The sequence below is a fragment of the Dysgonomonas sp. 25 genome (assembly GCF_010501075.1).
GTDB lineage: Bacteria > Bacteroidota > Bacteroidia > Bacteroidales > Dysgonomonadaceae > Dysgonomonas.
The window spans coordinates 61,930-88,589 of sequence record NZ_QVMN01000003.1 but is presented as its reverse complement, the minus strand read 5'-3'; the positions used below and the strand labels follow the sequence as shown (position 1 = coordinate 88,589).

General features: G+C 41.7%; 25 protein-coding genes. 10 read left to right on the top strand and 15 right to left on the bottom strand.

What is annotated here, in order from left to right; translation table 11 throughout:
• Nucleotides 1–2 precede the first annotated feature (2 nt).
• Genes D0T66_RS06005 through D0T66_RS05995 form a run of 3 tightly spaced genes read left to right on the top strand, consistent with a single transcriptional unit; the run spans nt 3 to nt 2,453 of the window.
• Nucleotides 3–578 (top strand): hypothetical protein, encoded by a 576-nt coding sequence (locus D0T66_RS06005; protein ID WP_163356353.1) that lies wholly within the window; start codon nt 3–5, stop codon nt 576–578.
• A complete protein-coding gene (locus D0T66_RS06000; RefSeq protein ID WP_163356352.1) occupies nt 575–1,699 on the top strand; it encodes an aspartate aminotransferase family protein in 1,125 nt (374 codons plus the stop codon). Before D0T66_RS06005 ends, D0T66_RS06000 begins: the two co-directional genes overlap by 4 nt.
• A gap of 7 nt (nt 1,700–1,706) precedes the next feature.
• Nucleotides 1,707–2,453: a GH25 family lysozyme gene (locus tag D0T66_RS05995; RefSeq protein WP_163356351.1), complete on the top strand. Its 747-nt coding sequence runs from the start codon at nt 1,707–1,709 to the stop codon at nt 2,451–2,453.
• On the opposite strand, the gene D0T66_RS05990 is transcribed toward D0T66_RS05995, so the two are convergent.
• The 13 genes from D0T66_RS05990 to proS all read right to left on the bottom strand — a co-directional run bounded on the left by D0T66_RS05990 (nt 2,437) and on the right by proS (nt 16,210).
• Nucleotides 2,437–2,856: a DUF2752 domain-containing protein gene (locus D0T66_RS05990; protein WP_163356350.1), complete on the bottom strand. Its 420-nt coding sequence runs from the start codon at nt 2,854–2,856 to the stop codon at nt 2,437–2,439. The genes D0T66_RS05995 and D0T66_RS05990 overlap by 17 nt on opposite strands.
• A gap of 66 nt (nt 2,857–2,922) precedes the next feature.
• Nucleotides 2,923–3,438, bottom strand: a complete 516-nt coding sequence (locus tag D0T66_RS05985; protein ID WP_163356349.1) for a CD225/dispanin family protein — start codon at nt 3,436–3,438, stop codon at nt 2,923–2,925.
• A gap of 176 nt (nt 3,439–3,614) precedes the next feature.
• Entirely contained in the window at nt 3,615–3,944 is a 330-nt protein-coding gene (gene secG / locus D0T66_RS05980) for a preprotein translocase subunit SecG (RefSeq protein WP_163356348.1), read from the bottom strand.
• Nucleotides 3,941–4,720, bottom strand: a complete 780-nt coding sequence (locus tag D0T66_RS05975; RefSeq protein WP_163356347.1) for a hypothetical protein — start codon at nt 4,718–4,720, stop codon at nt 3,941–3,943. Before D0T66_RS05975 ends, secG begins: the two co-directional genes overlap by 4 nt.
• Before the next feature lie 2 nt (nt 4,721–4,722).
• The gene (locus tag D0T66_RS05970; protein WP_163356346.1) at nt 4,723–5,229 is read right to left on the bottom strand and encodes an LptE family protein; all 507 of its coding nucleotides are present in this window, start codon (nt 5,227–5,229) and stop codon (nt 4,723–4,725) included.
• Nucleotides 5,226–6,473 carry a sigma-54-dependent Fis family transcriptional regulator gene (locus D0T66_RS05965; protein ID WP_163356345.1) on the bottom strand — a complete coding sequence of 416 codons (1,248 nt, stop codon included), beginning with the start codon at nt 6,471–6,473 and terminating at the stop codon, nt 5,226–5,228. Before D0T66_RS05965 ends, D0T66_RS05970 begins: the two co-directional genes overlap by 4 nt.
• 728 nt (nt 6,474–7,201) lie before the next feature.
• The gene (gene pyrF / locus D0T66_RS05960) at nt 7,202–8,026 is read right to left on the bottom strand and encodes an orotidine-5'-phosphate decarboxylase (protein ID WP_163356344.1); all 825 of its coding nucleotides are present in this window, start codon (nt 8,024–8,026) and stop codon (nt 7,202–7,204) included.
• Nucleotides 8,027–8,041: 15 nt separating this feature from the next.
• Nucleotides 8,042–9,127: a peptide chain release factor 1 gene (gene prfA / locus D0T66_RS05955; RefSeq protein ID WP_163356343.1), complete on the bottom strand. Its 1,086-nt coding sequence runs from the start codon at nt 9,125–9,127 to the stop codon at nt 8,042–8,044.
• 105 nt (nt 9,128–9,232) lie between these two features.
• Complete coding sequence (locus D0T66_RS05950; RefSeq protein WP_163356342.1) at nt 9,233–9,928, bottom strand: hypothetical protein; 696 nt, start codon at nt 9,926–9,928, stop codon at nt 9,233–9,235.
• A gap of 147 nt (nt 9,929–10,075) precedes the next feature.
• A complete protein-coding gene (gene tpx, locus D0T66_RS05945; protein WP_163356341.1) occupies nt 10,076–10,576 on the bottom strand; it encodes a thiol peroxidase in 501 nt (166 codons plus the stop codon).
• Nucleotides 10,577–10,734: 158 nt separating this feature from the next.
• A complete protein-coding gene (gene uvrA / locus D0T66_RS05940; RefSeq protein WP_163356340.1) occupies nt 10,735–13,566 on the bottom strand; it encodes an excinuclease ABC subunit UvrA in 2,832 nt (943 codons plus the stop codon).
• 14 nt (nt 13,567–13,580) lie between these two features.
• Nucleotides 13,581–14,558, bottom strand: coding sequence for a lytic transglycosylase domain-containing protein (locus D0T66_RS05935; RefSeq protein ID WP_163356339.1), 978 nt, complete (start codon nt 14,556–14,558; stop codon nt 13,581–13,583).
• Between the two features lie 170 nt (nt 14,559–14,728).
• On the bottom strand, nt 14,729–16,210 hold the full coding sequence (proS, locus tag D0T66_RS05930; RefSeq protein ID WP_163356338.1) for a proline--tRNA ligase: 1,482 nt from the start codon (nt 16,208–16,210) through the stop codon (nt 14,729–14,731).
• 117 nt (nt 16,211–16,327) lie between these two features.
• Here proS and D0T66_RS05925 point away from each other — a divergent pair, with 117 nt between their 5' ends.
• Complete coding sequence (locus tag D0T66_RS05925; RefSeq protein WP_163356337.1) at nt 16,328–17,023, top strand: YjjG family noncanonical pyrimidine nucleotidase; 696 nt, start codon at nt 16,328–16,330, stop codon at nt 17,021–17,023.
• A gap of 80 nt (nt 17,024–17,103) precedes the next feature.
• Here the strand turns inward: D0T66_RS05925 and D0T66_RS05920 are convergent, their stop codons facing one another.
• Nucleotides 17,104–17,811 carry a hypothetical protein gene (locus tag D0T66_RS05920; RefSeq protein ID WP_163356336.1) on the bottom strand — a complete coding sequence of 236 codons (708 nt, stop codon included), beginning with the start codon at nt 17,809–17,811 and terminating at the stop codon, nt 17,104–17,106.
• Between the two features lie 358 nt (nt 17,812–18,169).
• Here D0T66_RS05920 and D0T66_RS05915 point away from each other — a divergent pair, with 358 nt between their 5' ends.
• Nucleotides 18,170–18,445: a zinc ribbon domain-containing protein gene (locus D0T66_RS05915; RefSeq protein WP_163356335.1), complete on the top strand. Its 276-nt coding sequence runs from the start codon at nt 18,170–18,172 to the stop codon at nt 18,443–18,445.
• Between the two features lie 78 nt (nt 18,446–18,523).
• Here D0T66_RS05915 and D0T66_RS05910 read toward each other — a convergent pair whose 3' ends face one another.
• A complete protein-coding gene (locus D0T66_RS05910; protein ID WP_163356334.1) occupies nt 18,524–18,808 on the bottom strand; it encodes a hypothetical protein in 285 nt (94 codons plus the stop codon).
• 151 nt (nt 18,809–18,959) lie between these two features.
• Here D0T66_RS05910 and D0T66_RS05905 point away from each other — a divergent pair, with 151 nt between their 5' ends.
• The 5 genes from D0T66_RS05905 to D0T66_RS05885 all read left to right on the top strand — a co-directional run bounded on the left by D0T66_RS05905 (nt 18,960) and on the right by D0T66_RS05885 (nt 26,643).
• Nucleotides 18,960–20,339, top strand: a complete 1,380-nt coding sequence (locus D0T66_RS05905) for an MATE family efflux transporter (RefSeq protein WP_163356333.1) — start codon at nt 18,960–18,962, stop codon at nt 20,337–20,339.
• Between the two features lie 52 nt (nt 20,340–20,391).
• Entirely contained in the window at nt 20,392–21,627 is a 1,236-nt protein-coding gene (locus D0T66_RS05900) for an outer membrane beta-barrel protein (RefSeq protein WP_163356332.1), read from the top strand.
• A 35-nt stretch (nt 21,628–21,662) separates the two neighbouring features.
• Nucleotides 21,663–23,708, top strand: coding sequence for a methionine--tRNA ligase (gene metG / locus D0T66_RS05895; RefSeq protein ID WP_163356331.1), 2,046 nt, complete (start codon nt 21,663–21,665; stop codon nt 23,706–23,708).
• 503 nt (nt 23,709–24,211) lie between these two features.
• Nucleotides 24,212–25,543 (top strand): tyrosine-type recombinase/integrase, encoded by a 1,332-nt coding sequence (locus D0T66_RS05890; protein WP_163356330.1) that lies wholly within the window; start codon nt 24,212–24,214, stop codon nt 25,541–25,543.
• 41 nt (nt 25,544–25,584) lie between these two features.
• Complete coding sequence (locus tag D0T66_RS05885) at nt 25,585–26,643, top strand: YhcG family protein (RefSeq protein ID WP_163356329.1); 1,059 nt, start codon at nt 25,585–25,587, stop codon at nt 26,641–26,643.
• Nucleotides 26,644–26,660 lie beyond the last annotated feature (17 nt).

The following is a 26,660-nucleotide window of genomic DNA, read 5'->3' as shown; positions in this document are numbered from 1 at the left end:
AAATGGAATTATATCTGTTAAAAAATCTGTTAGATAAATCAATTGAAGAAAAAAGGATTTATTGTTTCCACGAATATGGAGATAGTAGCTTTTTTTGTGGATATGTACTAAGCTATAATAAGGATACTGTCCAGATACAGCATTATACCAAATATGGCGAACAGGATGGAAGCGTTAATCTACCTTATTCCAATATTCGTTTAATTAGTATTAAAGGAGAATATATCGATCGCATACAGTATCTGATAGAACATAATAAAGAACTTAGCACATCCGGAGATGCATCAAAGTACTTTAAGTTGAATTCTGCTTCAGAAGGTATACTGCCTATATTGCACGAATGTTTGAATGACAGAAGTCTTATATTACATTTTGAAAGTAATGGGGAATTTTATACAGGTTTTGTGGAAGATATTATAAGCAGTACTCATTTTGTTTTTACAGAAATAGAAAATTCAGGAAACATATATGAAACAGCTGTTCATAAAATAGAAGATATTTCCGCTATCAGAATAAACGATAAGGTTGCACGCAAGAATTTATTATTATACAATTGGAAAAAAAGTAAAGGACAATGAAACTATTCGACGTATTCCCGTTATTCGATTTAAATATAGTAAAAGGAAAAGGCTGTTATGTATACGATGAAAAAGGCAATGAGTATCTCGACCTGTATGGCGGGCATGCTGTTATTTCCATCGGGCATACACACCCTTACTACGTAGAAAAACTGACCGAACAACTCAACCTCATAGGCTTTTATTCCAATTCGGTTATAAACAAATTGCAGGTCGAAGTCGCTCAAAAGCTGGGAGAACAATGCGGTTATCCCGACTACGACTTATTCCTCATCAACTCGGGAGCAGAAGCCAACGAGAACGCAATAAAACTGGCATCTTTCCACAATGGACGTAAGAAGGTGCTGGCTTTCAATAAGGCATTTCATGGGCGCACATCGGTGACGGTGGCGACAACCGATATACCTGCCTACTCCGCCCCTGTAAACCAAACGGAGAATGTTGTCTTTGCTCCGTTCAACGATATTGAGTTCGTCAAAAAAGAACTGGTATCGAAAGAATATTGCGCTGTCATCATCGAAGGGATACAAGGCGTTGCCGGAATACAAATACCACAGGATGATTTCCTTCAACAATTGAGAGACGTTTGTACCGAAACCGGTACCATCCTCATCCTCGACGAAATACAGTCCGGTTACGGACGTTCGGGTAAATTCTTTGCCCACCAATATGCCGGCATTAAGGCAGACCTCATCACTGTTGCCAAAGGAATCGGAAACGGTTTCCCGATGGCCGCCGTGTTAATCAATCCGATGTTTAAGGCTGTATATGGGCAGTTAGGAACGACCTTTGGCGGCAACCATCTGGCTTGTGCGGCAGCTATTGCCGTATTGGATGTGATGAAGAAGGAAAAGCTGGTCGAAAATGCCGCAACTATCGGCGCTTATCTGATGGAAGAGTTGAAAAAATTCCCTCAGATAAAAGAGGTTCGCGGACGCGGATTGATGATAGGCATGGAGTTTACCGAGCCGATTAAAGAGAAGCGTACCAAGCTGTTATTCGAAGAAAAAGTCTTTACCGGTGCAACGGGTACACATGTCTTTCGTCTATTACCCCCTCTTTGCCTGACAAAAGAACAAGCTGATATTTTCTTGGAAAGATTCAAGAAAGTATTATCTTAGCACTTAAATGAAGAAAAGACTTATTATCCTTTCAATTATTACAACCCTTATTGTTGCTGCCATAGCAATAATCGGCATTCGTTATGCTTTCTATCAGGGATATATACGGATGAATTATCCTTCGCTGGAAGATTATCCCGTACAGGGAATAGATGTTTCGCACCATCAGAAAGATATCCGATGGGAGGTGCTGGATAAACAACGCGTACAATATGCCTTTATAAAAGCAACAGAAGGCGGCGATCATAAAGATTCTTTATTTGAGCACAACTGGAAACAGGCCAAGGCACAAGGTATAGCAGTAGGAGGATATCATTTCTTCACTTTCTGTAGATCCGGCGAGGAACAAGCCCTGAACTTTATCGCCTCTGTGCCGAATGACAGTACCAATATGCCTCCCGCCATCGATTTAGAGTTCGGAGGTAATTGCAGAAAAGAGAATCAGGTAGCCGACTTGATGGCCGAAATAACCACCTATATCAACATGGTAGAGCAGCATTACCAAAAACGGGTTATTATCTATTCGACCAATGAGTTTTATAAGCAATACCTAATCGGACAGTTTCCCGAAAATCCGGTCTGGATAAGAGATATATTGTCTACCCCTTCGCTCCCTGACAAGAAGGAATGGGCATTCTGGCAATTTGCCAACAGAGGACATTTAGAAGGAATTGAAACAGAAGTCGACCTGAATGTTTATAAGGGAAGCCAAGCCGATTTTGAGCGATTTGTATCGACTAAAAATGTGAATTGAAGTAGGTAAACGGAGTGAAAGGAATATTGCGCAACAGGAAGAATAGCAAGATAGCTCCGAATATCCAGATAGCATAAGTCAGTGTAAAGACAATACTTTGCTCGTATTTCCTATTTTTCATTATATATACCTGTACACAAACGTAATAGAGGTATATAAAAAGAGGAGCTAACAAGACAAACAAGGCATTATACCTCAATGCCTGTATAGGATGTCCATGTAGAAAGAAATAGACTGCGCGCTGGCCTCCACACCCGGGACATTCCCATCCTGTGGCCTCGTGGATGGCACAAGGTTCTCCGTTATAGGTAACACCGCCGTCCGTACTGAAAAAGAAATAGTAGGACAGCAGGAACAATACCGGCAGCAGAATAGCGAGTGATAGTAAGATATATCTTTTCATGTATATAAAAACAGAAAGGTAATTGCTGACGAATTACCTTTCCTTTATTATATCGGGTAGGAAGGATTAATATCCTTGCATTTCCATTTGTCTGTTGAATTCCTCCATAAATACCGGACCAGAAGTGATTAAGATAATGATTAGGTATAGGAGCGCAAGACCGCCCAATGCAATAGAAATGAAACCACATATCTTAGCATTCTTCGCAGCACTTTCTGCACCATCGATATCTCCGGCGTTGAATTTAGATTTTACTTGTGTAGAGAACACAATAGAAACAATCCCAAGGACTAACCCTGGTATCCACCAGAAGAAAGTACAACAAGCAAGTACACTTATTACTGTACCGGCAATACCCAACGCCATATTGTTCTTAGGCATTACAGCATCATTGAGGTCATTGCTTGATGCCGGCTTCTCATACATCGAAGTATATCCTGATGTAGGAGTTGGCGATGCAGGCGGAGGTGTTTGCTGCGGAGGCGTAGTATTGTTAGTTTCGGCCGTTTGGTTTTGCGCCTCATTGTTTTCAGCAGCCGATTGTGGCTCTTGTTGAGGCTGATTGTTTAATTCTTCTGACATAGTTTTATGAGTTTTAGTGACTAATTAATTTTCTTTTTCAAAAATATACATATTTTTCGATATATCAAGCCTGCCGAAGCTATTTTATAGTGAATTAACCTTTTGGCACAATGTAAAGTAAAAAAATACCTGCTATGATAATTTAGCAGGTATCTCCTATATCTTAAAAATCGATATTACTGATTATTCTGATTGTTATCCGGCGAAGATGGGAATCCCGGAATATTGTTTTGCTGAACCGGAGCATTTTCCAATACCGAACTCTCTTTCGCCTGTCCTTTCACACGAAGAGTGACAGAAGCAATGCTCAGGATAATAATGAATCCTGCAAGCGCCCAAGTCGCCTTCTCAATGAAGTCGGTTGTCTTACGGACACCCATGATAGCATTTGACGATGAGAAATTCGATGCCAAACCTCCACCTTTCGATTTTTGGACAAGTACAACTAAAATGAGGATGATAGATGCTATTACAATCAATACGGTAAATACAGTCGTTAAAGTCATATTTTATCTTTAAATTTCGAATTTATAATCAATTTTTCGAGAAAACTCAATTGGTCTGCAAAGTAAACATTTTTTTTCGGATAATTCAAACTTAAATGTTTAATTATTTTATAGGCCTTCTCATACTTCCGCTGTTTTATATAGATTTTAGACAGCGTTTCGGTGAAGAACAAGTCGTCGTCCAGTTCTTCTTCTTTTTCGGAAGCGGTGTCGGGAGCTATATATTCCTGACTGTCAGCCGTGATGCGTATACCGCCTTCTTCTTCCGATTTCTTGATAAACGAATCGATGATAACCTGATGTTTCAGGCTTTTATTCCCGGATGTATCGGTTGAACCGCTTTCTTCTGCTCCCGTCTGCTCGACTTTCGCCATATAAGTCAGATAATCAGACGATATCAAAGACGAATAGCCCAGCTCGTATTCCGGTATAGTATCTGATTCCTCATCTTGGCCTTTTGCCTCAAAGAAAGCGTTAAGTAACGCTTCTGTCTTATCTTCGGGTAGTTCCTTTTTCTTCGTCTGTGAGGTGTATTTTTTATATTCCTCTCCCATTATAAAGAAAAACAGCGCCTTACGATCCGAAACAGCCATACTCAACCGTTCGAGTTCGGTTCGGAACAAATCGATATTATCGATATACAACGATTTCAGATACAAGAATACAGCTGCCTGAAAATAAGGATATTCCCCGACAAGAGCTTTCAAGGCGGATTGGTGCGATTTGTCCAATTGCTCCTCCCCTTCTATCAAGCTGTATAGTTCCTGTACGTCCATCCTTACCAGTCAGAAAGGGTAGAGTTAAATATCTGGTCTATAATCTCCTTGTTCAATTGAGGTATTAAGCGGTCTTGTGCTTCGGACACCAGCGAACTGGCATCGAAGTCGCGGTATGCCGTGAAAGTTTCCTCTTTGTCCTTTTCGGGTTGCTTATTATTCCGGTAGCGCACGCGAACACTCATTGTGAGGCGTGTTTGAGCGGCAAATGCATCTTCTTTCACATCCAACGGCGCAAAATCCCAGCGGATAATCTCTCCTTCGAATTCGATGTCGGGATTGACATTGGTGAAATTCAACTTGGTATTGCGGGTAAAGAAATCGCGCATATCTTCATTGAATTGCTGCGTCAAAGGAGCATACACTTCTAATGCCTGATTCTGGAAATCGTGTATCTGGATGGTTTTCAATACGTCGTAGTCGATAGAGCCACTCGTGAAGCCATAAGAAACTTTACAACCTCCCACTAAGAAGGGGATAATAAGTATTAATAACAGGTTCTTTTTCATAAATCTTCAAGATTGTAAGCTTTTATTTTACGGTAAAGGGTTCGTTCCGATATCTTCAAATCCTGCGCTGCATTCTTACGCTTCCCGTTGTGGCGCTCCAATGCTTTCTTTATCATTTCCTTTTCGACTTCTTCCAAAGAAAAGGAATCCTTTTCGGGATCTTGAATATCGATTATTTCTATCTCATCCTCTCCGGGATGAGTATTGTTATCATTCTTCGGATGGATGATTGCAGGCAGTTCCGATTTATTAACGACAATCGGCGTCAACGAAACTTCCTTCTTCACATCTGCCGCCGACAAATTGCCGGCAACCATATCGCGCACCACCTGTTTCAGGTCGTTCACGTCTTTCCGCATATCAAACAAGAGCTGGTATAGGATTTCGCGCTCATTGTTGAATGTCCGGTATTGCTCATCCTTCTCGCCATAGCTGAGCGGAATCATCCCCACCTCGTTGGCAGGAAGATATAATTGTAATATCTCGGGCGTAATTTCCCGCTCTTGCTCTATGATAGAGATTTGGTCGGTAATATTCTTCAATTGGCGGATATTGCCCGGCCAGCGGTATTCCTTCAACATCGTGCGGGCAGCATCGGTCAGCGTCACCGGAGGCATGCTGTACCGCTCGGCACAATCGCTTGCGAACTTGCGGAAGAGCAAAGGAATATCCTCCTTGCGGTCGCGTAGAGCCGGAATACGGATAGGAACGGTGTTTAGCCGATAATAAAGGTCTTCGCGGAACTTGCCGTTCTTGGTTGCCTCTATCATATCCAGATTGGTAGCTGCCACCACGCGCACATCGGTTTTTTCCACTTTCGACGAGCCGACTTTGATATATTCTCCCGTTTCGAGTACGCGCAAAAGGCGCGCCTGAGTAGAAAGCGGAAGTTCGCCTACCTCATCCAGAAAGATGGTTCCTTTATTCGCATATTCGAAATATCCTTTTCGCTCGCCCGTAGCTCCTGTAAAAGAGCCTTTTTCGTGTCCGAAAAGCTCCGAATCGATTGTTCCTTCGGGTATCGAACCGCAATTGACGGCGATATAGTTTCCGTGTTTGCGGTGGCTGTATTGATGAATCAGTTGCGGAAAACTCTCTTTACCAACCCCACTTTCGCCCGTAACAAGGACAGACAAATCGGTGGGAGCAACCTGCAAAGCTATTTCGATCGCCCTGTTCAGATCGGGATTGTTCCCGATAATCCCAAAGCGTTGTTTAACCTGCTGTATATTGGGTAGATTCATAAACTCACTTTAATTAAGAAACCTGACAAAATTACATATTTTATTCCAAATCTGTCAGTATAATTTTATAAAGAATGTGAATCATGCGCTTTCTATCGCAACCATCCTGTTATATTGTCGAAATGGACAGGATGAATTCAGTGTAAAAACACGAACACATTGATTATCAAGCGAAATTTAGTTAAAACTTGACACACTTGACAGATTTGACGCGATACAGTGTTTTTTGTTTTGTCATTTTTTTAATATTCCCCAAAAAGTAACAAACCTCTACTTCTTTTCAATGTTTTTTATCGCGTTACTTTTCTCATTGTACCTCAGTGTCTTCTCTGTGAACCTCAGTGTTACCTTTTTCTCGTAAACTCATATACTTGTTTACTTGTCAACTTAATAATTACTTAACCACAAACAACGTTCGAGGAGCGTAGGCGACTCAAAGGTCTCAAAGATTCTACACGAAGAACACGAAGGTGTAGACGCGACTATCATGCCGAAGTTTATCTGGGGCATCTCGTCACACTATCAGTGAGAGCTCCCTCGTATACACTCGGGATGACAGGGAAAAGTAACTCTACTTACCTCCATCGCTTTGGAGCATTTTTTCTCCCCCTCTTGTGGAGGGGGCAGGGGGAGGTGACTTTACTCGTCAACTATTTCAGTATAGATAAAAAAAGTGCATCATCCTTAACAGAACAATGCACCTTCCTTCAATATATTTTTACTCCGGCTTAAAATATTCTTTCTAAATATCCCGCCATTTCTTGTTGTATCTTCTGCGCTTCGTGTTTTGCTGCACGGGCAAAATCTATCGTATTGTCGGCATAAATAATCCCACGGGAAGAGTTTACCAGCAATCCGCATTCGGCAGTCATCCCGTATCTCACCACTTCCTCGAGGCTTCCACCCTGAGCACCCACTCCGGGAACTAACAAGAAGTGATTCGGTACAATCTTACGCACTTCTTCAAACAGCTGTCCCTGCGTAGCACCCACAACATACATCATCTGATCGTCCGCTGCCCACTCCTGCGATTTCTTCAAAACTTTTTCGTACAAATGTTCGCCTTTGGCATCTTTCAGCATCTGAAAGTCCTGCGAACCTTTGTTTGAAGTCAAAGCCAATAATATAACCCATTTTTTAGGGTATTTCAAGAAAGGCTTCACACTATCCTCGCCCATATAAGGAGCTACGGTCACGGCATGCGCTTTGAGGTGCTCGAAAGCCGAAGCAGCGTACATCTCGGACGTATTGCCTATATCTCCGCGCTTTGCATCGAGGATTATAAATTGGTTCGGATATTTGGTTCGGATATATTCAATTGTTTTTTCTAACGAAAGAATCCCTTTCAGCCCCATACTTTCGTAGAAAGCCATATTCGGCTTATATGCCACGCAATACCCGGCAGTAGCATCTACAATTGCCTTATTGAAGGCATAGAGGGGATCTTCTTCTTCCAATAAATGTTGCGGGATTTTCTTTATATCCGTATCCAACCCCACACATAAAAAGGATTTCTTTTGCCTGATGTTTTCGATTAGTTCTTGTTTAGTCATATTGTATTTGGTTACTTAAAGTTCGTTTTCTTTGAGACGCTCGGCATTCTCGGCAATAATCAACTGGTCGAGAATCGGTTTAATCTCACCATCCATTATAGCAGATAAGTTGTACAACGTGAGGTTGATACGGTGATCGGTCACACGCCCCTGCGGATAGTTATAGGTACGGATTTTGGCCGAACGGTCGCCGGTCGAAACCATCGTCTTACGCTTCGATGCAATATCCTCCTGATACTTAGTCAACTCTATATCATAAAGTTTCGCACGTAGCATCTGCAAAGCCTTTTCCCTGTTAGCCAACTGCGAACGGGCTTCCTGGCACTGAATCATGATGCCTGTCGGCTTATGCGTCAGCTGCACCTTCGTCTCCACCTTATTTACATTCTGTCCTCCCGCACCACTCGAACGGGCAGTTTGCCATTCCAGATCGGCCGGATTTATTTCTACGTCTACCTCCTCGGCTTCGGGCAATACAGCCACCGTAGCGGCCGATGTATGCACACGTCCCTGCGTTTCGGTTGCCGGAACGCGCTGTACGCGGTGTACACCCGATTCGTATTTCAGAATACCATATACCCCCGCGCCTGCAACGGTGAAAATAACCTCTTTGTATCCACCCGATGTACCTTCTGTACAACTGCTCAATTCGGTTTTCCAACCCATAGTTTCGCAGAATTTGATATACATCCGGTACAAGTCGCCCGCAAAAATAGCCGCCTCGTCACCTCCCGTGCCTCCACGAATTTCGACAATGGCATTCTTTTCATCCTGCGGATCGGCAGGGACTAAAAGCATTTTTATCTCTTCCTCTAATTCGGGTAACCGATTAGACGCTTCGTCCAGTTCTTCGCGTGCAATCTCCCTCAATTCGGCATCATTTTCCGAATCGAGTATCTTTTTCGCCTCGTCGATGCTTGTCATCACCTGAATATACTCCGAGCGGGCGTTCGATATTTTTTCTAAGTCGCTGTATTCCTTGTTGAGCTTTACATATCGTTTCATATCCGCTATCACGGCGGGGTCGGTAATGAGTTTGCCTATCTCCTCGAAACGGATATACAAAGCGTCAAGTTTCTCTAATAAAGACTGTTGAGACATGTTCGTTTTATCTACTTATTTCAGGCGTCAAAGGTAAGCAAATAACTTCAATTGCCGAAAGAAAAAATCAGTCCGGCGCTGTTAAAAACGAAAGGGTGATAGTTCTTATCTTTTAGGGAGATTATCGATTATCCGATAATCAGTTTTCTCTTCGAACGAACTTATGAACTGCTCTTGTTGCAGTTTCTTTTCCTTACTGAATGTATAAAACAAGGCTATCAGCATCAGAGTACCCGAAAAGGCACCGATAAGATAATTAATAAAATAGGTCTTTGCCCTCTCCAGATTAGTAGCAAGAGTTACGTCTATCGATGCGGTCAGCAACAAAATCACTACCCCCGAAATGGCAGATATCAAAAAAGCAATAGCCAGAAATACAAAATGCCCTCCCCTCTTATTTTTAAGGAATAACAAGATCGAAAGTGTCAGATAAAGGGCTGAAATAACGGATGAGATTATCGGATAGATGCGGGTTGACAATTCATAAGAGAATTGCCCGTTATCCCTCGTAACTGTAACCATGACTAAGAATGAGAGCATTGTTTCTATAAGGAATATCCCTACCAGAAAGGCGACGAGATAACTCGCCCATTTTTCCCCGGCATATTGCAGGCATTTGAATAAAACAAACAGGCACACCGCAAAAGAAACGAAGAATGCCATATTCACTACAAAATTCAAGACATACACCATCTTGAAAAAATAGCCTCCAAACAACAATACAATGCCCATTATTGCAACCAATTTTCCGATGGAGAAATAAAAGTCTTCGAGAGGTGTTTTTCGTATGGAGTTCATCATTGTATAGCTTTTTTAGTAGTGAATATGAGCTATAAAGATATACATTTTTTTTAAAGAGAAAAGAAATATCAGGTGAGGTATATAAAAACAGAAAGCCCGCGAAATCAACTTCGCAGACTTCCCAACCTTAACACAAACTTTACAAAACTACACAATAGAGCTGATTGCAGCTTTATAATCAGGTTCCTGAGTAACTTCAGGAACTAATTCTTCATATATTATCTCCCCTTGGGGATTAACAATAACTACAGCACGGGCTAATAAGCCTTTGAGCGAGCCATCTGTCATTAATACACCGTATTTCTGCGCAAATTCAGGATTACGGAAAACAGAGGCAGGAACTACATTTTCGATTCCTTCTGTCGTACAAAAACGTCCACTCGCGAAAGGCAAATCCGCCGATATTGCCAGCACAACAGTATTTGACAATTTTGCTGCTTCACTATTGAATTTACGAACCGAAGCCGCACATACTGCAGTATCCAAACTTGGGAATATATTCAATATAACATTTTTTCCTTTTAGGTCTCTCAAACTCACCTCCAACAGGTCACTCTTTACAAGTGTAAAATCAGGAGCTATTGTTTTCATCTGGGGCAACTCTCCATTTGTATGAATATCCGTACCCTTAAATGTTATTTTTGACATATAAACTTTCTTTCAGATTCTTTACTGTTGATACCTCAAAGTTATAACAAAAAGTTGATTCCCCTAACAGAACAGGCTAATATTTTACAATTATTCACTGTTTTTTTTAGTTCTTTCACATTTTGTGATTTTTGAAGCTATTTTTCTTTATTTACTTGTTAAAATTCCGATTTTAGGAACTTGGCTGTATGACCTTCTCCTTTTTTAATAATTTCCTCCGGAGTTCCTACCGCAACAACTGTTCCGCCGCCGGTACCGCCATCCGGTCCCATATCGATTATATAATCGGCCGATTTTATAACATCCTGATTATGTTCGATAACGATGACCGTGTTTCCACGTTCCACCAGACGGTTCAATACATCGAGTAGCATTCTCACATCTTCGAAATGCAGCCCCGTGGTAGGCTCGTCCAAAATGTATACCGTATTTCCCGTATCCGTGCGGGCTAATTCGGTTGCCAGCTTCACCCGCTGCGACTCTCCACCCGAAAGGGTAGTAGATGGTTGCCCCAGTTTGATGTATCCCAGTCCTACATCTTGCAGGACTTTGATCCTATTCAGTATATTGGGTATATTCTCGAAAAACTCAACTGCCGCATTTATTGTCATATCCAATACATCGGCTATCGACTTTCCTTTGAATCGTACTTCGAGGGTTTCGCGGTTGTAACGCTTTCCGTGGCACTCTTCACATGGAACAAACACATCGGGCAAAAAGTTCATCCCGATAATCTTATAACCGTTCCCTTTACAGACTTCGCAGCGCCCTCCGGCAACGTTAAACGAAAAACGCCCAGGCTTATAGCCTCTTATTTTGGATTCGGGAAGGTTGACAAATAAATTTCTTATATCCGTAAAAACACCTGTATAAGTGGCCGGATTGGATCGTGGCGTGCGCCCGATAGGCGACTGGTCGACACTTATCACCTTATCGACGTGCTCCAAGCCCGAAATGGACTTATACGGCAACGGGTCGGCAAGCGAACGATAGAGGTGCTGGCTCAACACAGGCAGCAATGTGCCGTTGACAAGGCTCGATTTGCCGCTGCCCGACACGCCCGTGACACAAATAAACGTGTTCAGCGGGAATGTTGCCGATACATTCTTGAGGTTATGCCCTTTAGCTCCTTTCAGCACCAACTGCTTACCCATCCCTTTGCGCCGTGTTTTCGGGATAGGGATTTCGAGCCTTCCATTCAGATAATCGGCAGTCAGCGTATTAGCTTTCATCATCTCATCCGGCGTTCCGGAAAAGACAACCTTTCCACCCTTACGTCCGGCAAAGGGACCTAAATCGACTACATAATCCGACTCGAGCATAATATCCTTGTCGTGCTCTACGACTATAATCGAGTTGCCGGCATCGCGAAGTCTCTTCAACGAAGTTATCAAGCGGTGATTATCCCGCTGGTGCAGCCCTATACTCGGCTCGTCGAGGATATACAACACATTCACAAGCTGCGAACCGATTTGCGTTGCTAAACGGATACGCTGCGTTTCTCCACCCGAAAGGGTGACAGATGCCCTGTTCAGTGAAAGATAACTTAACCCTACATCCAGCAAAAAGGTGAGACGGGATTGTATTTCTTTCAGTATCTCCGACGCAATAGCATTTTGCTTATCAGACAATTTCGAAGGAATATCCAGCACCCAATTGTAGAGTTGCTGTATATCCAGCGATGCCAGTTCGGCAATATTTCTCCCGTCTATCTTATAATGTAATGCTTCTTTATTGAGGCGTTGTCCGTCACATTCGGGGCAAACATCGGTTTTTATATACTGCTCTGCCCACTTCTGCGCCGTTGCCGATGCATCGCTTTCCTGCTGCATCTCGATGTATTTGGCCACCCCTTCGAAAGTTACCAAATAGTTGGATGAGCCGCCCAGCGATTCGTTTTTGATTTGCAGGCGCTCGTCCGTACCAAACATAATATCGTCTATCGCCTCCTGCGGCAAATTCTTGATAGGCGTTTTGATGGTCACACCGTATTTTTCGCAGATAGCTTCTATCTGCCAGAAAAAGAGTGAGTTTTTATATTTCCCGAGAGGAGCGATACCTCCGGCATAAATACTAAGGTTCGGCTTCGGTACTATTTTGTCTATATCTATCTGGTTGACATATCCTAAGCCTTTGCAACGCGGACATGCTCCATGCGGCGAGTTGAAGGAAAAATTGTGCGGAGCTGCTTCGCTATACGAAAGCCCCGTCACAGGGTCCATCAGCAAGCGGCTGTAATGCCTTACTTCTCCCGTTTCTACATCCTGAATCATTATCAGCCCGTCGCCTTGTTTCATGGCTGCCCGCAAGCTCTTTTTCAAGGTCTCTTCCTTATTCTTCGCAATAAAAAGCTTATCGACAAGGATTTCGATGCTGTGCATCTTGTATCGGTCGACGCGCATGCCGGGCAATATCTCGCGCAGCTCGCCATCGACACGGACAGTGAGGTAACCTTTTTTCGCTATCTGCTCGAAAAGCTCCTTGTAATGCCCCTTACGATTGCGTACGACAGGGGCAAGCAAGTAGACTTTCTTGTTATTGTATTGTTCGAGGATAAAGTCGATTATCTGCTCCTCGGTGTATTTCACCATTTTCTCGCCACTCAGGTAGGAGTATGCCTCCCCTGCCCGCGCAAAGAGCAGACGAAGAAAGTCATATACTTCGGTAGTCGTGCCTACGGTGGAACGGGGATTGCGGTTGGTCGTCTTTTGTTCGATAGAGATAACGGGGCTTAGGCCTGTAATCTTATCCACATCGGGACGCTCCAGATTTCCTAAGAAATTGCGGGCATATGCCGAGAAGGTTTCGATATAGCGCCGTTGCCCTTCGGCAAAGATAGTATCGAACGCCAACGACGATTTTCCGCTGCCGCTCAATCCGGTCATGACGACCAGCGAATCGCGCGGAATAGAAACATCTATATTTTTGAGGTTGTGCACACGGGCACCATATATATCTATCGACTCTTTTTCGATGTTGTTTAGTTCCATATTGTATGTAGCAGTTAATCGCGGGTTACCCAGCGATTGTCGTAAACGTTGATTTTATCACCCTTTTTATAATATAATGATTGTTTTGTCGGAATCAGGATTGTATATTTTCCTTTATTCTTCTCTGTAATAGTCAGTTTCCTGTCGCGAAGCCACGAATTGAAATCTTTCAGTTGGGCATAGGTAACACCTTTTTCTTTGGCAAAGGCAGCCAAATCGGCAATTGTTTCTTTCATCTCTACTTTCTCAAATTCCATCGGTTTATACAGCTGGTGCGATTCTATGACGAAACCATATTTATACGGATTCTCCATAACCGTTTTGGCGGCCAGCATACGGAAATAATAGCGCGACGTTTCGTCCACCACCCAGAGGTCGAGCCCGCTGTCAGCCTTTTGCTTACTCTTTTCCGTCGTAATACGCCCTTGTCCGGCATTATACGAAAGCGCGACATCTGCCCACGAGCCATATTTCTCATAAGCTTCCAGGAAATATTTACAGGCGGCCTGCGTCGATTTTTCGACCGAATAGCGCTCATCTACCTCGCTCGATACAGTCAAACCGTAACTGGGCGCTGTCGTTTTCATAAACTGCCACAATCCTGCCGCACCCGCCGGAGAAACAGCACGATGATTCAGGTTGCTCTCGATGACAGCTAAATATTTGAAATCTTCGGGAACGCCGTTTTCTTTCAAGATAGGCACAATTATGGGGAAATAGCGGTTTGCTTTTTTTATCAGCATCATCGTAGTCGAGTGCCAATAAGTGAACGAATTGATTTCGCGGTCGAAGCGTTCGTGGAAGTCATATCTGTCCAAAGCCAATTCTTCACCGGCAAATTCTATTTTATCCGGCACATCCACCGACTTGGTCATCGACAACACTACCGGGTGCTTTTCCTCTGCCCTTTGAGAAGTCTGAGTGGAAATAAGCCCGAAAGCAAAAGAAGCTAAAAGTACAGGGATAGCAATATATATCAGTTTTTTCTTCATTCTTTCCTCAATTAAAAAGAGAACAAAGATACGATATTTCTTGCGAAGAATAAACTTTGAAATAGTGTAATACCGAGACTTTAAGAATCTCTAACAGTTGAACGAGTGCATACATAAAAAAATAAGCGTGCACTGTATGTACACGCTTGTATATAAATAGATTAAAGGCCTTAATAAGCGCGGGCAAAAACGACGCGTTGCACCGACGGTTTCCCAGTAACCATACACTTACCCGGAGTTTTATCCCCTTCGAGTGGGATGCAACGGATGGTTGCTTTTGTCTCGGCTTTTATCTTTTCTTCCGTTTCGGGCGTTCCGTCCCAATGAGCCATGATGAATCCGCCTTCTTCTATCTTTTCCTTGAATTCATCATAGGTATCGACCGAGATTGTCGATTTTGCCCTAAAATCAAAGGCTTTCTGATAGATATTTTGTTGAATATCATCCAATAATTGTTTGATATATTGGTCGATTCCATCCATCGAAACAGTTTCTTTCGTCAACGTATCGCGACGGGCTACTTCTATCGTATTATTCTCCAAATCGCGGGCACCAAGCGCCAAACGAACAGGAACACCTTTTAATTCGTATTCCGAGAATTTCCAACCCGGTTTTTTATTGTCGGCATTATCGTATTTAACACTGATACCTAAAGCTTTCAGCGATTTCACGATACCGTTTGCTTTCTCATTTATCATTGCCAACTGGTCATCACCTTTATAAATAGGCACAATAACCACTTGGAACGGAGCCAATTTCGGAGGCAACACCAAACCGTTATCATCAGAATGCGCCATAATCAGCGCCCCAATCAAACGCGTGGAAACGCCCCACGAACTTGCCCAGACATAATCCATTTTACCTTCTTTATCGGCAAACTTCACATCGAATGCTTTGGCAAAATTCTGTCCTAAGAAGTGGGAAGTACCTGCCTGTAAAGCTTTCCCGTCCTGCATAAGAGCCTCGATAGCATATGTTTCCAATGCTCCGGCGAAGCGCTCGTTAGCCGATTTTACACCTTTCACAACAGGAACAGCCATATACTCTTCGGCGAAAGTGGCATATACATCCAGCATCTTACGCGCTTCCTCTTCAGCTTCTTCGCTCGTAGCATGTGCCGTATGTCCTTCCTGCCACAGGAACTCTGCCGTGCGAAGGAAAAGGCGCGTACGCATTTCCCAACGGACAACGTTCGCCCACTGGTTGCACAGGATAGGCAGGTCGCGGTACGACTGAATCCAGTTGCGGTAAGTATTCCATATAATGGTTTCGGAAGTAGGGCGAACTATCAGCTCCTCTTCCAGCTTAGCTGCAGGGTCTACAACGACACCCTTTCCGTCAGGGTCGTTCATCAAGCGGTGATGGGTTACGACTGCACATTCTTTGGCAAATCCTTCTACGTGCTCGGCCTCTTTGCTAAGGAACGATTTGGGGATGAAGAGCGGGAAATAGGCATTGACATGACCTGTCTCTTTGAACATATCGTCTAACTGACGCTGCATTTTTTCCCAGATGGCATATCCGTACGGCTTGATAACCATACATCCACGCACAGCCGAATTTTCGGCTAAATCAGCTTTCAGTACCAAATCCTGATACCACTGGCTGTAATCTTTACTTCGCGAAGTAAGCTCTTTTAGTTCCTTTGCCATAATAATCTTAATTCTTTTTAATCAGGCTGCAAAGTTAGTAAAATGACTTTAATCCGTCATACTTTTGATGCGGGATTTTTAGTACCTTTGCAAACACTCGTTCAAAATGCAACCACAATGAAATATTCTGCCATATTTATCGATTTCGACGATACATTAATCGACACGATACAGGATACACAAAACACTGTAGAAGCTATTTATACCGACCATCGTTTGGATAGCTTTTTCGATTCGTTCGAAGATTATTATGAAAACTTTTTCCGTCCGAATACAATCGCTATCTGGCATCTGTACGAACAAGGCCTGATTACGCGGGACGAATTGCTGGGGCAACGGTTTCGGAATACATTCAAGCATCTGCCCGAAATAGAGGCAGAGAGTATCGAGAAAATCAATAAGGATTACCTCGCCCGCATCGTAAAGGCTACAACACTGCTCCCCGAAGCCAAAGATTTACTCGATTACCTGAAAGGGAAATATCCTCTCTACATGGTTTCGAACGGGTTTGCCAATATGCAATACACCAAAATCGAGACGGCCGGATTAGAAGGATATTTCGATGGCGTCGTTCTATCGGACGAAGTAGGTATAAGCAAGCCCGACCGCCGGATATACGAGGCTGCATTAGCAATGGCAGGCGTTCCGGCTGACAAAGCAATTATGATAGGCGACAATTACAAGACCGACATAACGGGGGCTCATAATGCGGGCATCGACCAAATATGGTTCAATCCGAGAAAGATAGAAGCCTCTGCCTTCGAACCAACTTATATGGTTGATTCTTTAGCTGCGATACAACACATCCTTTGATAAAGATAGTAGCCGGCGTTCTCGCGAAAACCGGCTACTAATGAAAAAACCAATTAATAAACCTTAAAGCCTAATATCGTTTATCTCCTACTGCTTCTTGCTGTTGTCCTTGTATTATTAACCATTTGATAGTTGTTTGTACGAGAAGCGTTTGAAGTACGATTTATTTCTTTCCTATTATTCTCTTTTCTATTATTGTTCGGTGCATAGTGCCCGTTATTATTTTTGTGGTTCCCTGTCGAAGGGCGACTCACCTGATTGTTGTTCGTACGGCCATTATTATTCGGGCGCTGAACGTGATTGTTATTTGCCGGGCGACTAACGTTATTATTATACGAGCGGTTACTTCTGGTGTTATTGGACCATACTACATGGTTGTTACGGCTGGTATAATAACGATGGTCGCGGCTGTCGCGTATTACCATCTGATTGCGATATGTTCGGTAAGAAGCATAGTTGCGATAGTGATAAGCATTGTTCAACCAAGGATTGTGGGCATTCAATACTACCTTGTATGTACCGTACAAATCGTAGCGGCTATAGTGATAAGGTAAATAGCGAGCCGAGATCCAACGTCCGGAATCGAAGTAGACAAAAAGTCCGCCATTCACGTCATAGTAGCAATTTAACTCAGGGAAGTAGTAGTAACCTACATAATCGTATCCTGTCGGACCCCATGCCGGCTGGCTATTTATATTGATGTTTACATTTACATATTGTGCTGAAGCCGTATTCGCTACTGAAGCTAACCCTGTCAATAATGCGAATATAATAATATACTTTTTCATGACTCGTTATTTTTAGGTTGTGAATACTCTTGTTTATTTACTCTTTGTATAGTTAGAATATGATTCATCGAAAAGGATTAATCCCTATTATTCTATTTAAGATTTATTAAGATTTTCATTTACTCTTTGTTCCTTAACCACGAAGAGCACTAAGATTCTACACCAAGGTCACAAAGTAACAAACGTATATTCATTTTCGATGTTTTTTATCGAGTCCCTTTTTCTCGTTTACTTGTATACTTATAGACTCGTAAACTTTATAAATACTGATAAACTTACAGACATAAATCAAATGATATGCGTATTTTTCTTTTCTTTGCAAAAGTCAATCGTCAATACTAATTCTAAAAATATTACTATGGAAATAAAATTTTGCCAAAGCTGCGGAATGCCGCTCAATGCCGATGCCGACCACGGAACAAATGCCGACCAAAGCCTGAACGATGAATATTGTACTCATTGCTTTCAGAACGGGGCATTTACGAGAGATTGTACAATGGACGAAATGATAGAAACATGCCTGCTATATTTAGACGAGTTCAACAAAGACTCCGACAAAGCCTATACCAAAGAAGAGGCTCGCGCCGGAATGAAGGAATTTTTCCCTCATCTCAAACGTTGGGCTAAGGCATAAATGTTATAGATAGGAATATCCAAACAAAAAGGTGGACTTTTATAGCCCACCTTAATTATATACATATATTTCCTTATATTATTCTACTTCCTTCCACCATCTGACAAGACTGTCATTTTCAAATTCGAAAAAGAAATGATTTTTATACCTGTCGACATATTCCAATGTTTCCACAATATCATTTCCATACCGCTGCTGCCCTGTGGTTTGATACTTATCCCCCATCAGATTCACCAGTTGGTCTCGTGACATCCGAAGTTCGATTTGTTTAAGCTGGGTATTATATGCTTTTGTATTGCCACACGACGAGAGCACGGTCAAAGACAATACAAGGACTAATAATGCTAAAAATATTTTTTTCATAACTCATGTTTTTTGTTTCTGTTACCTATTAAACAGCTAATATAAGAAGTTGTTCAAATAAGAACAACCAAAAATGAAAATTATTGCATGCCGATTGCTCAGCAATAAAAATTCTCTGTACTTTTGCTGCCCTGATTATAATGACAAAAGGATGAAGAACGGGGTTCGCGACCTGACCGAAGGGCCTATTTTCCGCACACTATTGCGATTGGCATTACCATTGATGGGGACAAGTTTCCTGCAAATGGCCTACACACTCATGGCTATGTCGTGGGTGGGGCGATTGGGCACCGAAGCTAATCCCGAGATAGCAACCAAATCCGAAGCTGCGATAGGCGCTATCGGCATGCTGATGTGGTTTACAGGCTCTATTGGCTATTTAGCTATGATAGGCGCCGAAGTAGCTGTCGGCCAATCCATAGGGGCACGCGACCTGAAACAGGCATCGGCCTATGCTTCGACTGCAACCACCGCAGCCATCATTATCGGTACCGTCTGGACGCTCTTCCTGCTATTATTTGCCCCCCTCATACTATCCTTTTTCAGACTACCGGCAGACGTAACAAGCAGCGCAGTCACATTCCTGCGAATCATTTGCATCTATTTGCCTTTCCAGTTTATGACCTATTGCTTTGCCGGTATTTACAACGGCTCGGGACGAAGCTCCGTTCCGTTCCGCAATTATGCCTGCGGACTGGTATTGAATATGATACTCGACCCCATACTGATGTTCCCCCTTGGAATGGGATTGCACGGAGCAGCCGTAGGGCTTGTCATATCCCAACTTTTCGTATTCGGCTTATTCTTTTATCAGATACGTTTCGGGAAAGGCATCCTCAACGGATTTCAGTTTTTGGTCGTCCCCCGGTGGGTTCACCTCAAACGAATCCTTTTTCTGGGTGCACCGGTTTCCGTTATGAATAGTATTCATGCTTTTATCAACATGAACCTTGCCCGCATAGCCTCAAGCACAGGAGGTCATATAGGGCTGATGACACAAACAACCGGCGGGCAGATAGAAGGTGTATCGTGGAACACATCGCAAGGATTTTCTACTGCACTTAGCGCCTTTGTCGCCCAGAACTTCGCGGCAGGAAAACCCGAAAGGGGCAAGAAGGCTTATACCAACACACTGATAGTGATGGTAACCTATGGCATATTTGTCAGCCTTGCCTTTATCTTTTTCGGCGGACAAATATTCGGCATCATCGTGCCCGAAGAAAATGCCATTGCAGCCGGAGCTAAGTACCTATTTGCCATGGGGCTGGTACAGATATTTATGATGTTCGAATTGACGACGCAAGGCATGTTCAACGGGATAGGAAGAACGATAGAGCCGGCTATTATCAGCATCTCCTTCAATGCCTTACGCATCCCTTTGGCATGGTATATGTCTTCGCAGATGGGTATTGTAGGCGTCTGGTGGGCTATTGCCATTTCCACCGTGTGCAAAGGAATTATTTTACCTCTTTGGTTTGCTGTCGTTTACAGACGGGTAACAAAAAGAAAGAAATATCAAAAATTTAGTTAACTTCGCTATTGTTGAAAACAATATGTAGAATAATCAGACTATCCAATCGCCTATGAAAAAGACTTTTCTAATACTATTTGCTACATTCGTAGCGACTTGTCTATGTGCTCAAAATTACCAAAAGGGATACATCGTAACGAACGAGAACGAGACAATCCGAGGCTATATTGACTTCCGTACTGACGAAGTAAATTGCAAGCAATGTACTTTCAAAAAGGAACTTAATGCCCAACCCGAAATATATTATCCGGAAGACATACAAACCTATCGGTTCGATGACGGAAAATATTACGTAAGCCGAAATGTAAAGATCGGTGATACGGAATCGACCGTCTTTCTCGAATTCCTCGTCGAAGGGATTATGAACCTTTATTATTACACTAACAATAATCAGAAATACTATTTCTTCGAAGATGAGAAAGGGGAAATGACATTGTATACGCAACGACCGGACAGAATAAATGACGAGAACCAAGTTGTTACCGATTACAAATACAGAAACCTGATACAATACTATTTTCGTGATAATAAAACGATTATGAAAAAAGCCGTAAATATGAAGTTTAACCAGAAATCATTCATCGATGTTGCAAAGCAATATCATCAGGACGTGTGTACAAGCGGAGAGGATTGTATCGTATATGTCAATAAAAAACCGGATGAAAGTTCTATCAAATTAAATTTTTCTTTATATGCGGGAATACAGCAATCAACTTATATTTTTGATGTGGCGGGAGCAGTCGGTTACAACATCGATTCTAAAAAACACACCTCCAAGAATATTGCTCCCGTCATAGGGGCACAAGTAGACATAATGAACCCACGCTGGTCTAAATATTTTAGTATCCAAGCAGGATTGCAACTTTCTCAATTCAAGAAAAAAACACCCGAAATAGAAATACAGAAGAATATTTCAAGCATTTATTATTACAGCTTCGATTATAAAGGAATAACAATCTCCCCTAAATTAGGGGTAAAATATACATACCCTGAATACAGGCTCCGCCCTTCGATTAGCGCAGGAGTATTATATACCATCTTCGCAAATCCATCCTTTGAGCAAACTATAAGCCAAAACAATGGATTAAATCCGATAATTTCGGATTACAAAATGAGAAAAACTCATTTAGGATATTATATCAGCTTAGGGATAGACTACGAAGTGAAAACTGCAGGAAGCATTTTCATAAGAGCATCACTGGAGAATTACACGAAAAGTGATGCAAGCCAATTCCATGGAAAAGATAAAATAAAAACTCCTAATATCGTTTTAGGATATACGTTCTAAAAAATACTTATCTTTGCATCCTAAAATAAGGCTTTATGACAAAAAAGTATAAAAGAACACTTGTTACCTCTGCCCTACCCTATGCCAACGGCCCGGTACATATCGGCCACATGGCAGGTGTATATATTCCGGCAGATATTTATGTACGCTACCTGAGACTGAAAGGCGAAGACGTTTTATTTATCGGAGGTTCGGACGAGCATGGTGTACCCATCACTATCCGTGCCAAGAAAGAAAATACAACTCCGCAGGCAATCGTAGACAAATATCACGAGATAATCAAAAAATCGTTCGAAGATTTCGGTATCTCTTTCGACGTCTATTCGCGTACAAGTTCTGATATACACAAAAAAACAGCTTCGGACTTCTTCAAAAAACTCTACGACAAAGGAGAATTTGAAGAGCAAACAAGCGAACAATATTACGACGAGGAAGCACAGATGTTCCTTGCCGACCGCTATATTATGGGCGAATGCCCCCGTTGCGGCAATCCCGACGCCTATGGCGATCAATGCGAATCGTGCGGCTCGTCGCTCAACCCGACGGATTTGATAAATCCGCGCTCGACCATCTCGGGCTCTGCCCCTGTAATGCGCGAAACAAAGCACTGGTATCTGCCTTTGGATAAGCACGAAGCATGGCTTCGTCAATGGATTCTGGAAGACCATAAAGAATGGAAATCAAACGTTTACGGTCAATGTAAATCATGGCTCGACACAGGACTGCACCCGCGCGCTGTAAGCCGCGACCTCGACTGGGGTGTGCCTATCCCTTTGCCGGAGGCGAAAGGAAAAGTCTTGTATGTCTGGTTCGATGCACCTATCGGCTACATATCGAATACCATCGAGTTGTTGCCCGACAGCTGGGAAACATGGTGGAAATCGGAAGATACCAAACTGGTACATTTCATCGGAAAAGATAATATCGTTTTCCATTGCATCGTCTTCCCTGCTATGCTGAAAGCCGATGGCTCGTATATCTTACCCGAAAATGTCCCTGCAAACGAATTTTTGAATCTCGAAGGGGATAAAATATCCACTTCGCGCAACTGGGCAGTATGGCTGCACGAATATCTCGAAGATTTCCCGGGAAAATCGGATGTATTACGTTATGTATTGACAGCCAACGCTCCCGAAACGAAAGATAACGACTTCACATGGAAAGACTTTCAGGCACGCAACAACAATGAATTAGTTGCTATTTTCGGCAACTTCGTCAACCGAGCTTTAGTCCTCACACAGAAGTATTTCGACAATAAAGTTCCTGCGTGCGGCGAATTAACCGATTACGACAAGGAAACAATTGCCGAGTTTAAGAATGTCAAAGAGACAATCGAAAATTATCTCGGCAACTACCGCTTCCGCGATGCCTTGAAAGAAGCTATGAACTTGGCGCGTATCGGGAACAAATACCTTGCCGACACCGAACCCTGGAAGCTGGCAAAAACGGATATGGAGCGTGTAGCAACCATCCTCAACTTGTCATTGCAAATAACAGCAAATCTGGCAATAGCCTTCGAACCGTTCTTGCCGGATAGCAGCAAAAAGATACTCCAATTCCTGAATACCAATAACTTCGGATGGCATCAGTTGGGTAACACAGCATTATTGCCTGCCGGACACCAATTAGGTGAGGCTTCGCTCCTGTTCGAGAAAATAGAGGACGAAACAATCGAGAAACAAGTACAAAAATTGTTAGATACTAAAAAAGCCAATGCCGAAGAGGAAGTAAAGATAGAAACGGCTCCGCAGAAGGCTAATATCGAATTCGACGACTTTGGTAAAATCGACATCCGTGTAGGAACGATACTCGAATGCCAGAAAGTCCCGAAAACAGATAAGCTGTTGCAATTCCTCATCGATGACGGAATGAAGAAGCGCACAATCATTTCGGGTATTGCTGCATTCTACAATCCGGAAGAACTGGTAGGTAAGCAGGTTTGTTTTATTGCCAACTTAGCCCCCCGCAAGCTTCGCGGAATCCTTTCGGAAGGGATGATTCTGTCAGCAGAGAACAGCGATGGAAGTTTAGCGCTTATCCAACCTATCAAGGAAGTTAAGCCGGGAAGCCAGGTAGGATAAATCTTTCTTTATAAGACAGAAGTCCAAAAAAAATCAAGACTGCACCCCACAAGTTCGATAAAAACTTTTGAGGTGCAGTTTTTTATATTGCTTCGACTTCAACGCCAATATGCCCTTGACAAGTGGAATAAATCGAAATCGCTGTATACGATTCGATCGGTTTCGGAGATGTAGTTAGATCTATAAAAAAAGAGGCTTACAATCTCTCGTAAACCACTCATTTTCAAGAATCTGAACGGGGGCCTGAACCCCGGATCTCATGATTATGAATAATAAAATAATCAATTTTCTCATCTTTAATATTTTTGATTTTATTTTATTATCATCTACATATCAGATATTTAATAAAAATATTTTCTTGTCATATTTTTGTGATATATATGCTTTTTTACCTATATTTGCACGAGTAGTATGTACATAGTATGTACATCATTTCGGCTTTAACAGAAGATTTGAATGTAATTTTTCAACAGTTAGTATGTACATAAGATAACCTAAAGTATATGAAAGAAAAAATAGAAACCATCAACCAAAAGCAAAAAGATAATGTAAAAGTTGCAAGTTTTTTAGATACCAGAAGAGCTAATTATGATGGATTATATTTTGTCAGAACGAGAGTTACTTTAGTAAAAAAACAAAAATATTACCCCACTGGAATAACTATGTCCATTCAGGATTGGCAACGACTTCCCAAAGCAAGAGATCCCAAACTTGTAGAAGATAGACGAAGTATTGAAGCATCCTCACAAGTAATATTTAATGCCGTTAAACAACTTTGCGAATTAAATGCTTTTAGTTTTGAGAGATTAGAAACTTTGCTAGGAAGAGGTAATAGACAAAGCGTAAACACTGCTTTTAAAAATAAGATTCAAGAATTGACAGATGCCAATAAACTGAATACTGCCGAATTCTATCAGGGTGCCTTAAATGCTTTTGTATGTTTTAAATGTGGTAAATGGTGTGAGCGAAAAGAAATGCAAAAATGCAGCAAAGATTTTATTGAATTGACTTTCCAAGATATTACAGCCGAACAAATGCAGCGATTTGAGAAAGAAGCTTTATCTCATGGATATACTAAAACAACAATAGCAATGCGTATGCGTGCAATGCGCACCATTTGCAATGTAGCCTTGAGTGATGGAATAATAAGACCAAGCGATTACTGCTTCAAGAAGGGTTCTCAAAGTTCATATACGATAAAAAAGACTGGAAGTAGAAAGATTGCACTAACATTAGATGATATCAAGATAATAGCAGAGGCTTCCATAAAAGAGCGAAATCGAAAAATGTCAAGAGACTTGTTTTTATTCTCTTTTTGGGCGAATGGAATAAATTTTGCCGATTTGATTCGCTTAAAGTGGTCTGATTATAATAGAAAAACAAACGAATTCACCTTCGTGCGTGAAAAAACAAAAAACACCGCTACAGAAGATATGTATATATCTTTCCCTTTGTTTCCAAAAATGAAAGATATAATAGCGGAATGGGGTAACAAAATGAATAAAGATAGCTTTGTCTTCTCTTTCTTAAAAGGTGGCGAATCTTATGCAGATGAAATAAGACTAACCAAGAATATCACTTATGTTGTTAACAGCAATATCAAGAAACTGATTAAGTCTATAAATCTAAATTTACCAGAAGAAGAACATCTCCCTGAAACTGTGAGTACATATACTGCCCGACATTCTTATGGAACAATATTAGCACATAATCGAGTTCCTGAATCTTACATTGGTTTCGCTCTCGGACACTCTCGAAAATCCGTTACAGATTCATATATTGAAGAGTATACTAAAGAAGACAGATTACAGTACAATTCGTTATTACAGTTCTGATTAAATAATTACCTTTGAACAACCCACACAATTAAAATAATATGACTGATATAATAAAATCTAATACTGACTATAAGCAATGGTTAATCGACCTGAAAAATCGAATAAAACAAAGTCAGCTAAAAGCTGCCGTTAAAGTCAACGCAGAACTGATAACCTTATATTGGTCGATGGGAAAAGATATTATTGAGAAACAGGAAAAAACTAAATGGGGTGATGGTTTTATTGTGCAACTTAGTAAAGACCTTCAAGAAGAGTTCCCTAATATACAAGGCTTTTCAGTTCGTAATTTAAAATATATTAGACAATGGTATTCGTTTTATAATCAAAAAAATATATTTGGGAAACAGGCTGTTGCCCAATTAGAGAAGGGAAATATGCAACAACTTGTTGCCCAAATTCCATGGGGACATAATCTCAAAATCGTCTCAAAATGTAAAAATATTGACGAGGCTCTATTTTATATCAATAAAACGATAGAACTTGGTTGGAGTAGAGATATGTTAGATGCCCACATAGGATTAGGTGAATATAAACGTGTGGGAAGCTCTACAACTAATTTTAATTTAACCCTCCCTCCTATCCAAAGTGATTTAGCACAACAAACACTAAAAGATCCATATAACTTTGACTTTCTTGTTTTATCCGAAAATTATAAAGAACGGGAACTAGAAGATGCACTAACTGAGAACATAACACGATTCCTCTTAGAACTAGGTGCTGGCTTTTCTTATGTAGGGAGACAAGTTCCCTTGAATATTGGAGATAAGGAATTCTTTATTGATTTACTTTTCTATCATCTGAAATTGAGATGCTATGTAGTTATTGAACTAAAGGCTGTGGAATTCATACCTGAATTTGCAGGAAAACTAAGCTTTTATTTATCTGCTGTAAATGATATTCTTACTCATCCAACTGACAATCCCACTATCGGATTAATGATATGCAAAAGTAAAAATCATTTTATTGCCGAATATGCTCTTAAAGGAATCAACCAACCTATTGGAGTATCCGAATATGAACTAACAAAACACTTCCCCAAAGATTTCAAAGGTAGTTTACCTACAATAGAAGAAATAGAGGCTGAATTGGAAGAATAACTGTTATAAATTGTATA

Bases quoted from the DNA above. Each gene is read 5' to 3' on its own strand.
- D0T66_RS05950 (WP_163356342.1), bottom strand. From the start codon at position 9,928: ATGATGAACTCCATACGAAAAACACCTCTCGAAGACTTTTATTTCTCC.
- D0T66_RS05905 (WP_163356333.1), top strand. From the start codon at position 18,960: ATGAAGAACGGGGTTCGCGACCTGACCGAAGGGCCTATTTTCCGCACA.
- D0T66_RS06000 (WP_163356352.1), top strand. From the start codon at position 575: ATGAAACTATTCGACGTATTCCCGTTATTCGATTTAAATATAGTAAAA.
- secG (WP_163356348.1), bottom strand. From the start codon at position 3,944: ATGACTTTAACGACTGTATTTACCGTATTGATTGTAATAGCATCTATC.
- D0T66_RS05975 (WP_163356347.1), bottom strand. From the start codon at position 4,720: ATGGACGTACAGGAACTATACAGCTTGATAGAAGGGGAGGAGCAATTG.
- D0T66_RS05900 (WP_163356332.1), top strand. From the start codon at position 20,392: ATGAAAAAGACTTTTCTAATACTATTTGCTACATTCGTAGCGACTTGT.
- D0T66_RS05995 (WP_163356351.1), top strand. From the start codon at position 1,707: ATGAAGAAAAGACTTATTATCCTTTCAATTATTACAACCCTTATTGTT.
- proS (WP_163356338.1), bottom strand. From the start codon at position 16,210: ATGGCAAAGGAACTAAAAGAGCTTACTTCGCGAAGTAAAGATTACAGC.
- D0T66_RS05885 (WP_163356329.1), top strand. From the start codon at position 25,585: ATGACTGATATAATAAAATCTAATACTGACTATAAGCAATGGTTAATC.
- metG (WP_163356331.1), top strand. From the start codon at position 21,663: ATGACAAAAAAGTATAAAAGAACACTTGTTACCTCTGCCCTACCCTAT.
- D0T66_RS05985 (WP_163356349.1), bottom strand. From the start codon at position 3,438: ATGTCAGAAGAATTAAACAATCAGCCTCAACAAGAGCCACAATCGGCT.
- tpx (WP_163356341.1), bottom strand. From the start codon at position 10,576: ATGTCAAAAATAACATTTAAGGGTACGGATATTCATACAAATGGAGAG.
- uvrA (WP_163356340.1), bottom strand. From the start codon at position 13,566: ATGGAACTAAACAACATCGAAAAAGAGTCGATAGATATATATGGTGCC.
- D0T66_RS05925 (WP_163356337.1), top strand. From the start codon at position 16,328: ATGAAATATTCTGCCATATTTATCGATTTCGACGATACATTAATCGAC.
- D0T66_RS06005 (WP_163356353.1), top strand. From the start codon at position 3: ATGGAATTATATCTGTTAAAAAATCTGTTAGATAAATCAATTGAAGAA.
- D0T66_RS05910 (WP_163356334.1), bottom strand. From the start codon at position 18,808: ATGAAAAAAATATTTTTAGCATTATTAGTCCTTGTATTGTCTTTGACC.
- D0T66_RS05890 (WP_163356330.1), top strand. From the start codon at position 24,212: ATGAAAGAAAAAATAGAAACCATCAACCAAAAGCAAAAAGATAATGTA.
- pyrF (WP_163356344.1), bottom strand. From the start codon at position 8,026: ATGACTAAACAAGAACTAATCGAAAACATCAGGCAAAAGAAATCCTTT.
- D0T66_RS05970 (WP_163356346.1), bottom strand. From the start codon at position 5,229: ATGAAAAAGAACCTGTTATTAATACTTATTATCCCCTTCTTAGTGGGA.
- D0T66_RS05990 (WP_163356350.1), bottom strand. From the start codon at position 2,856: ATGAAAAGATATATCTTACTATCACTCGCTATTCTGCTGCCGGTATTG.
- D0T66_RS05920 (WP_163356336.1), bottom strand. From the start codon at position 17,811: ATGAAAAAGTATATTATTATATTCGCATTATTGACAGGGTTAGCTTCA.
- D0T66_RS05935 (WP_163356339.1), bottom strand. From the start codon at position 14,558: ATGAAGAAAAAACTGATATATATTGCTATCCCTGTACTTTTAGCTTCT.
- D0T66_RS05965 (WP_163356345.1), bottom strand. From the start codon at position 6,473: ATGAATCTACCCAATATACAGCAGGTTAAACAACGCTTTGGGATTATC.
- prfA (WP_163356343.1), bottom strand. From the start codon at position 9,127: ATGTCTCAACAGTCTTTATTAGAGAAACTTGACGCTTTGTATATCCGT.
- D0T66_RS05915 (WP_163356335.1), top strand. From the start codon at position 18,170: ATGGAAATAAAATTTTGCCAAAGCTGCGGAATGCCGCTCAATGCCGAT.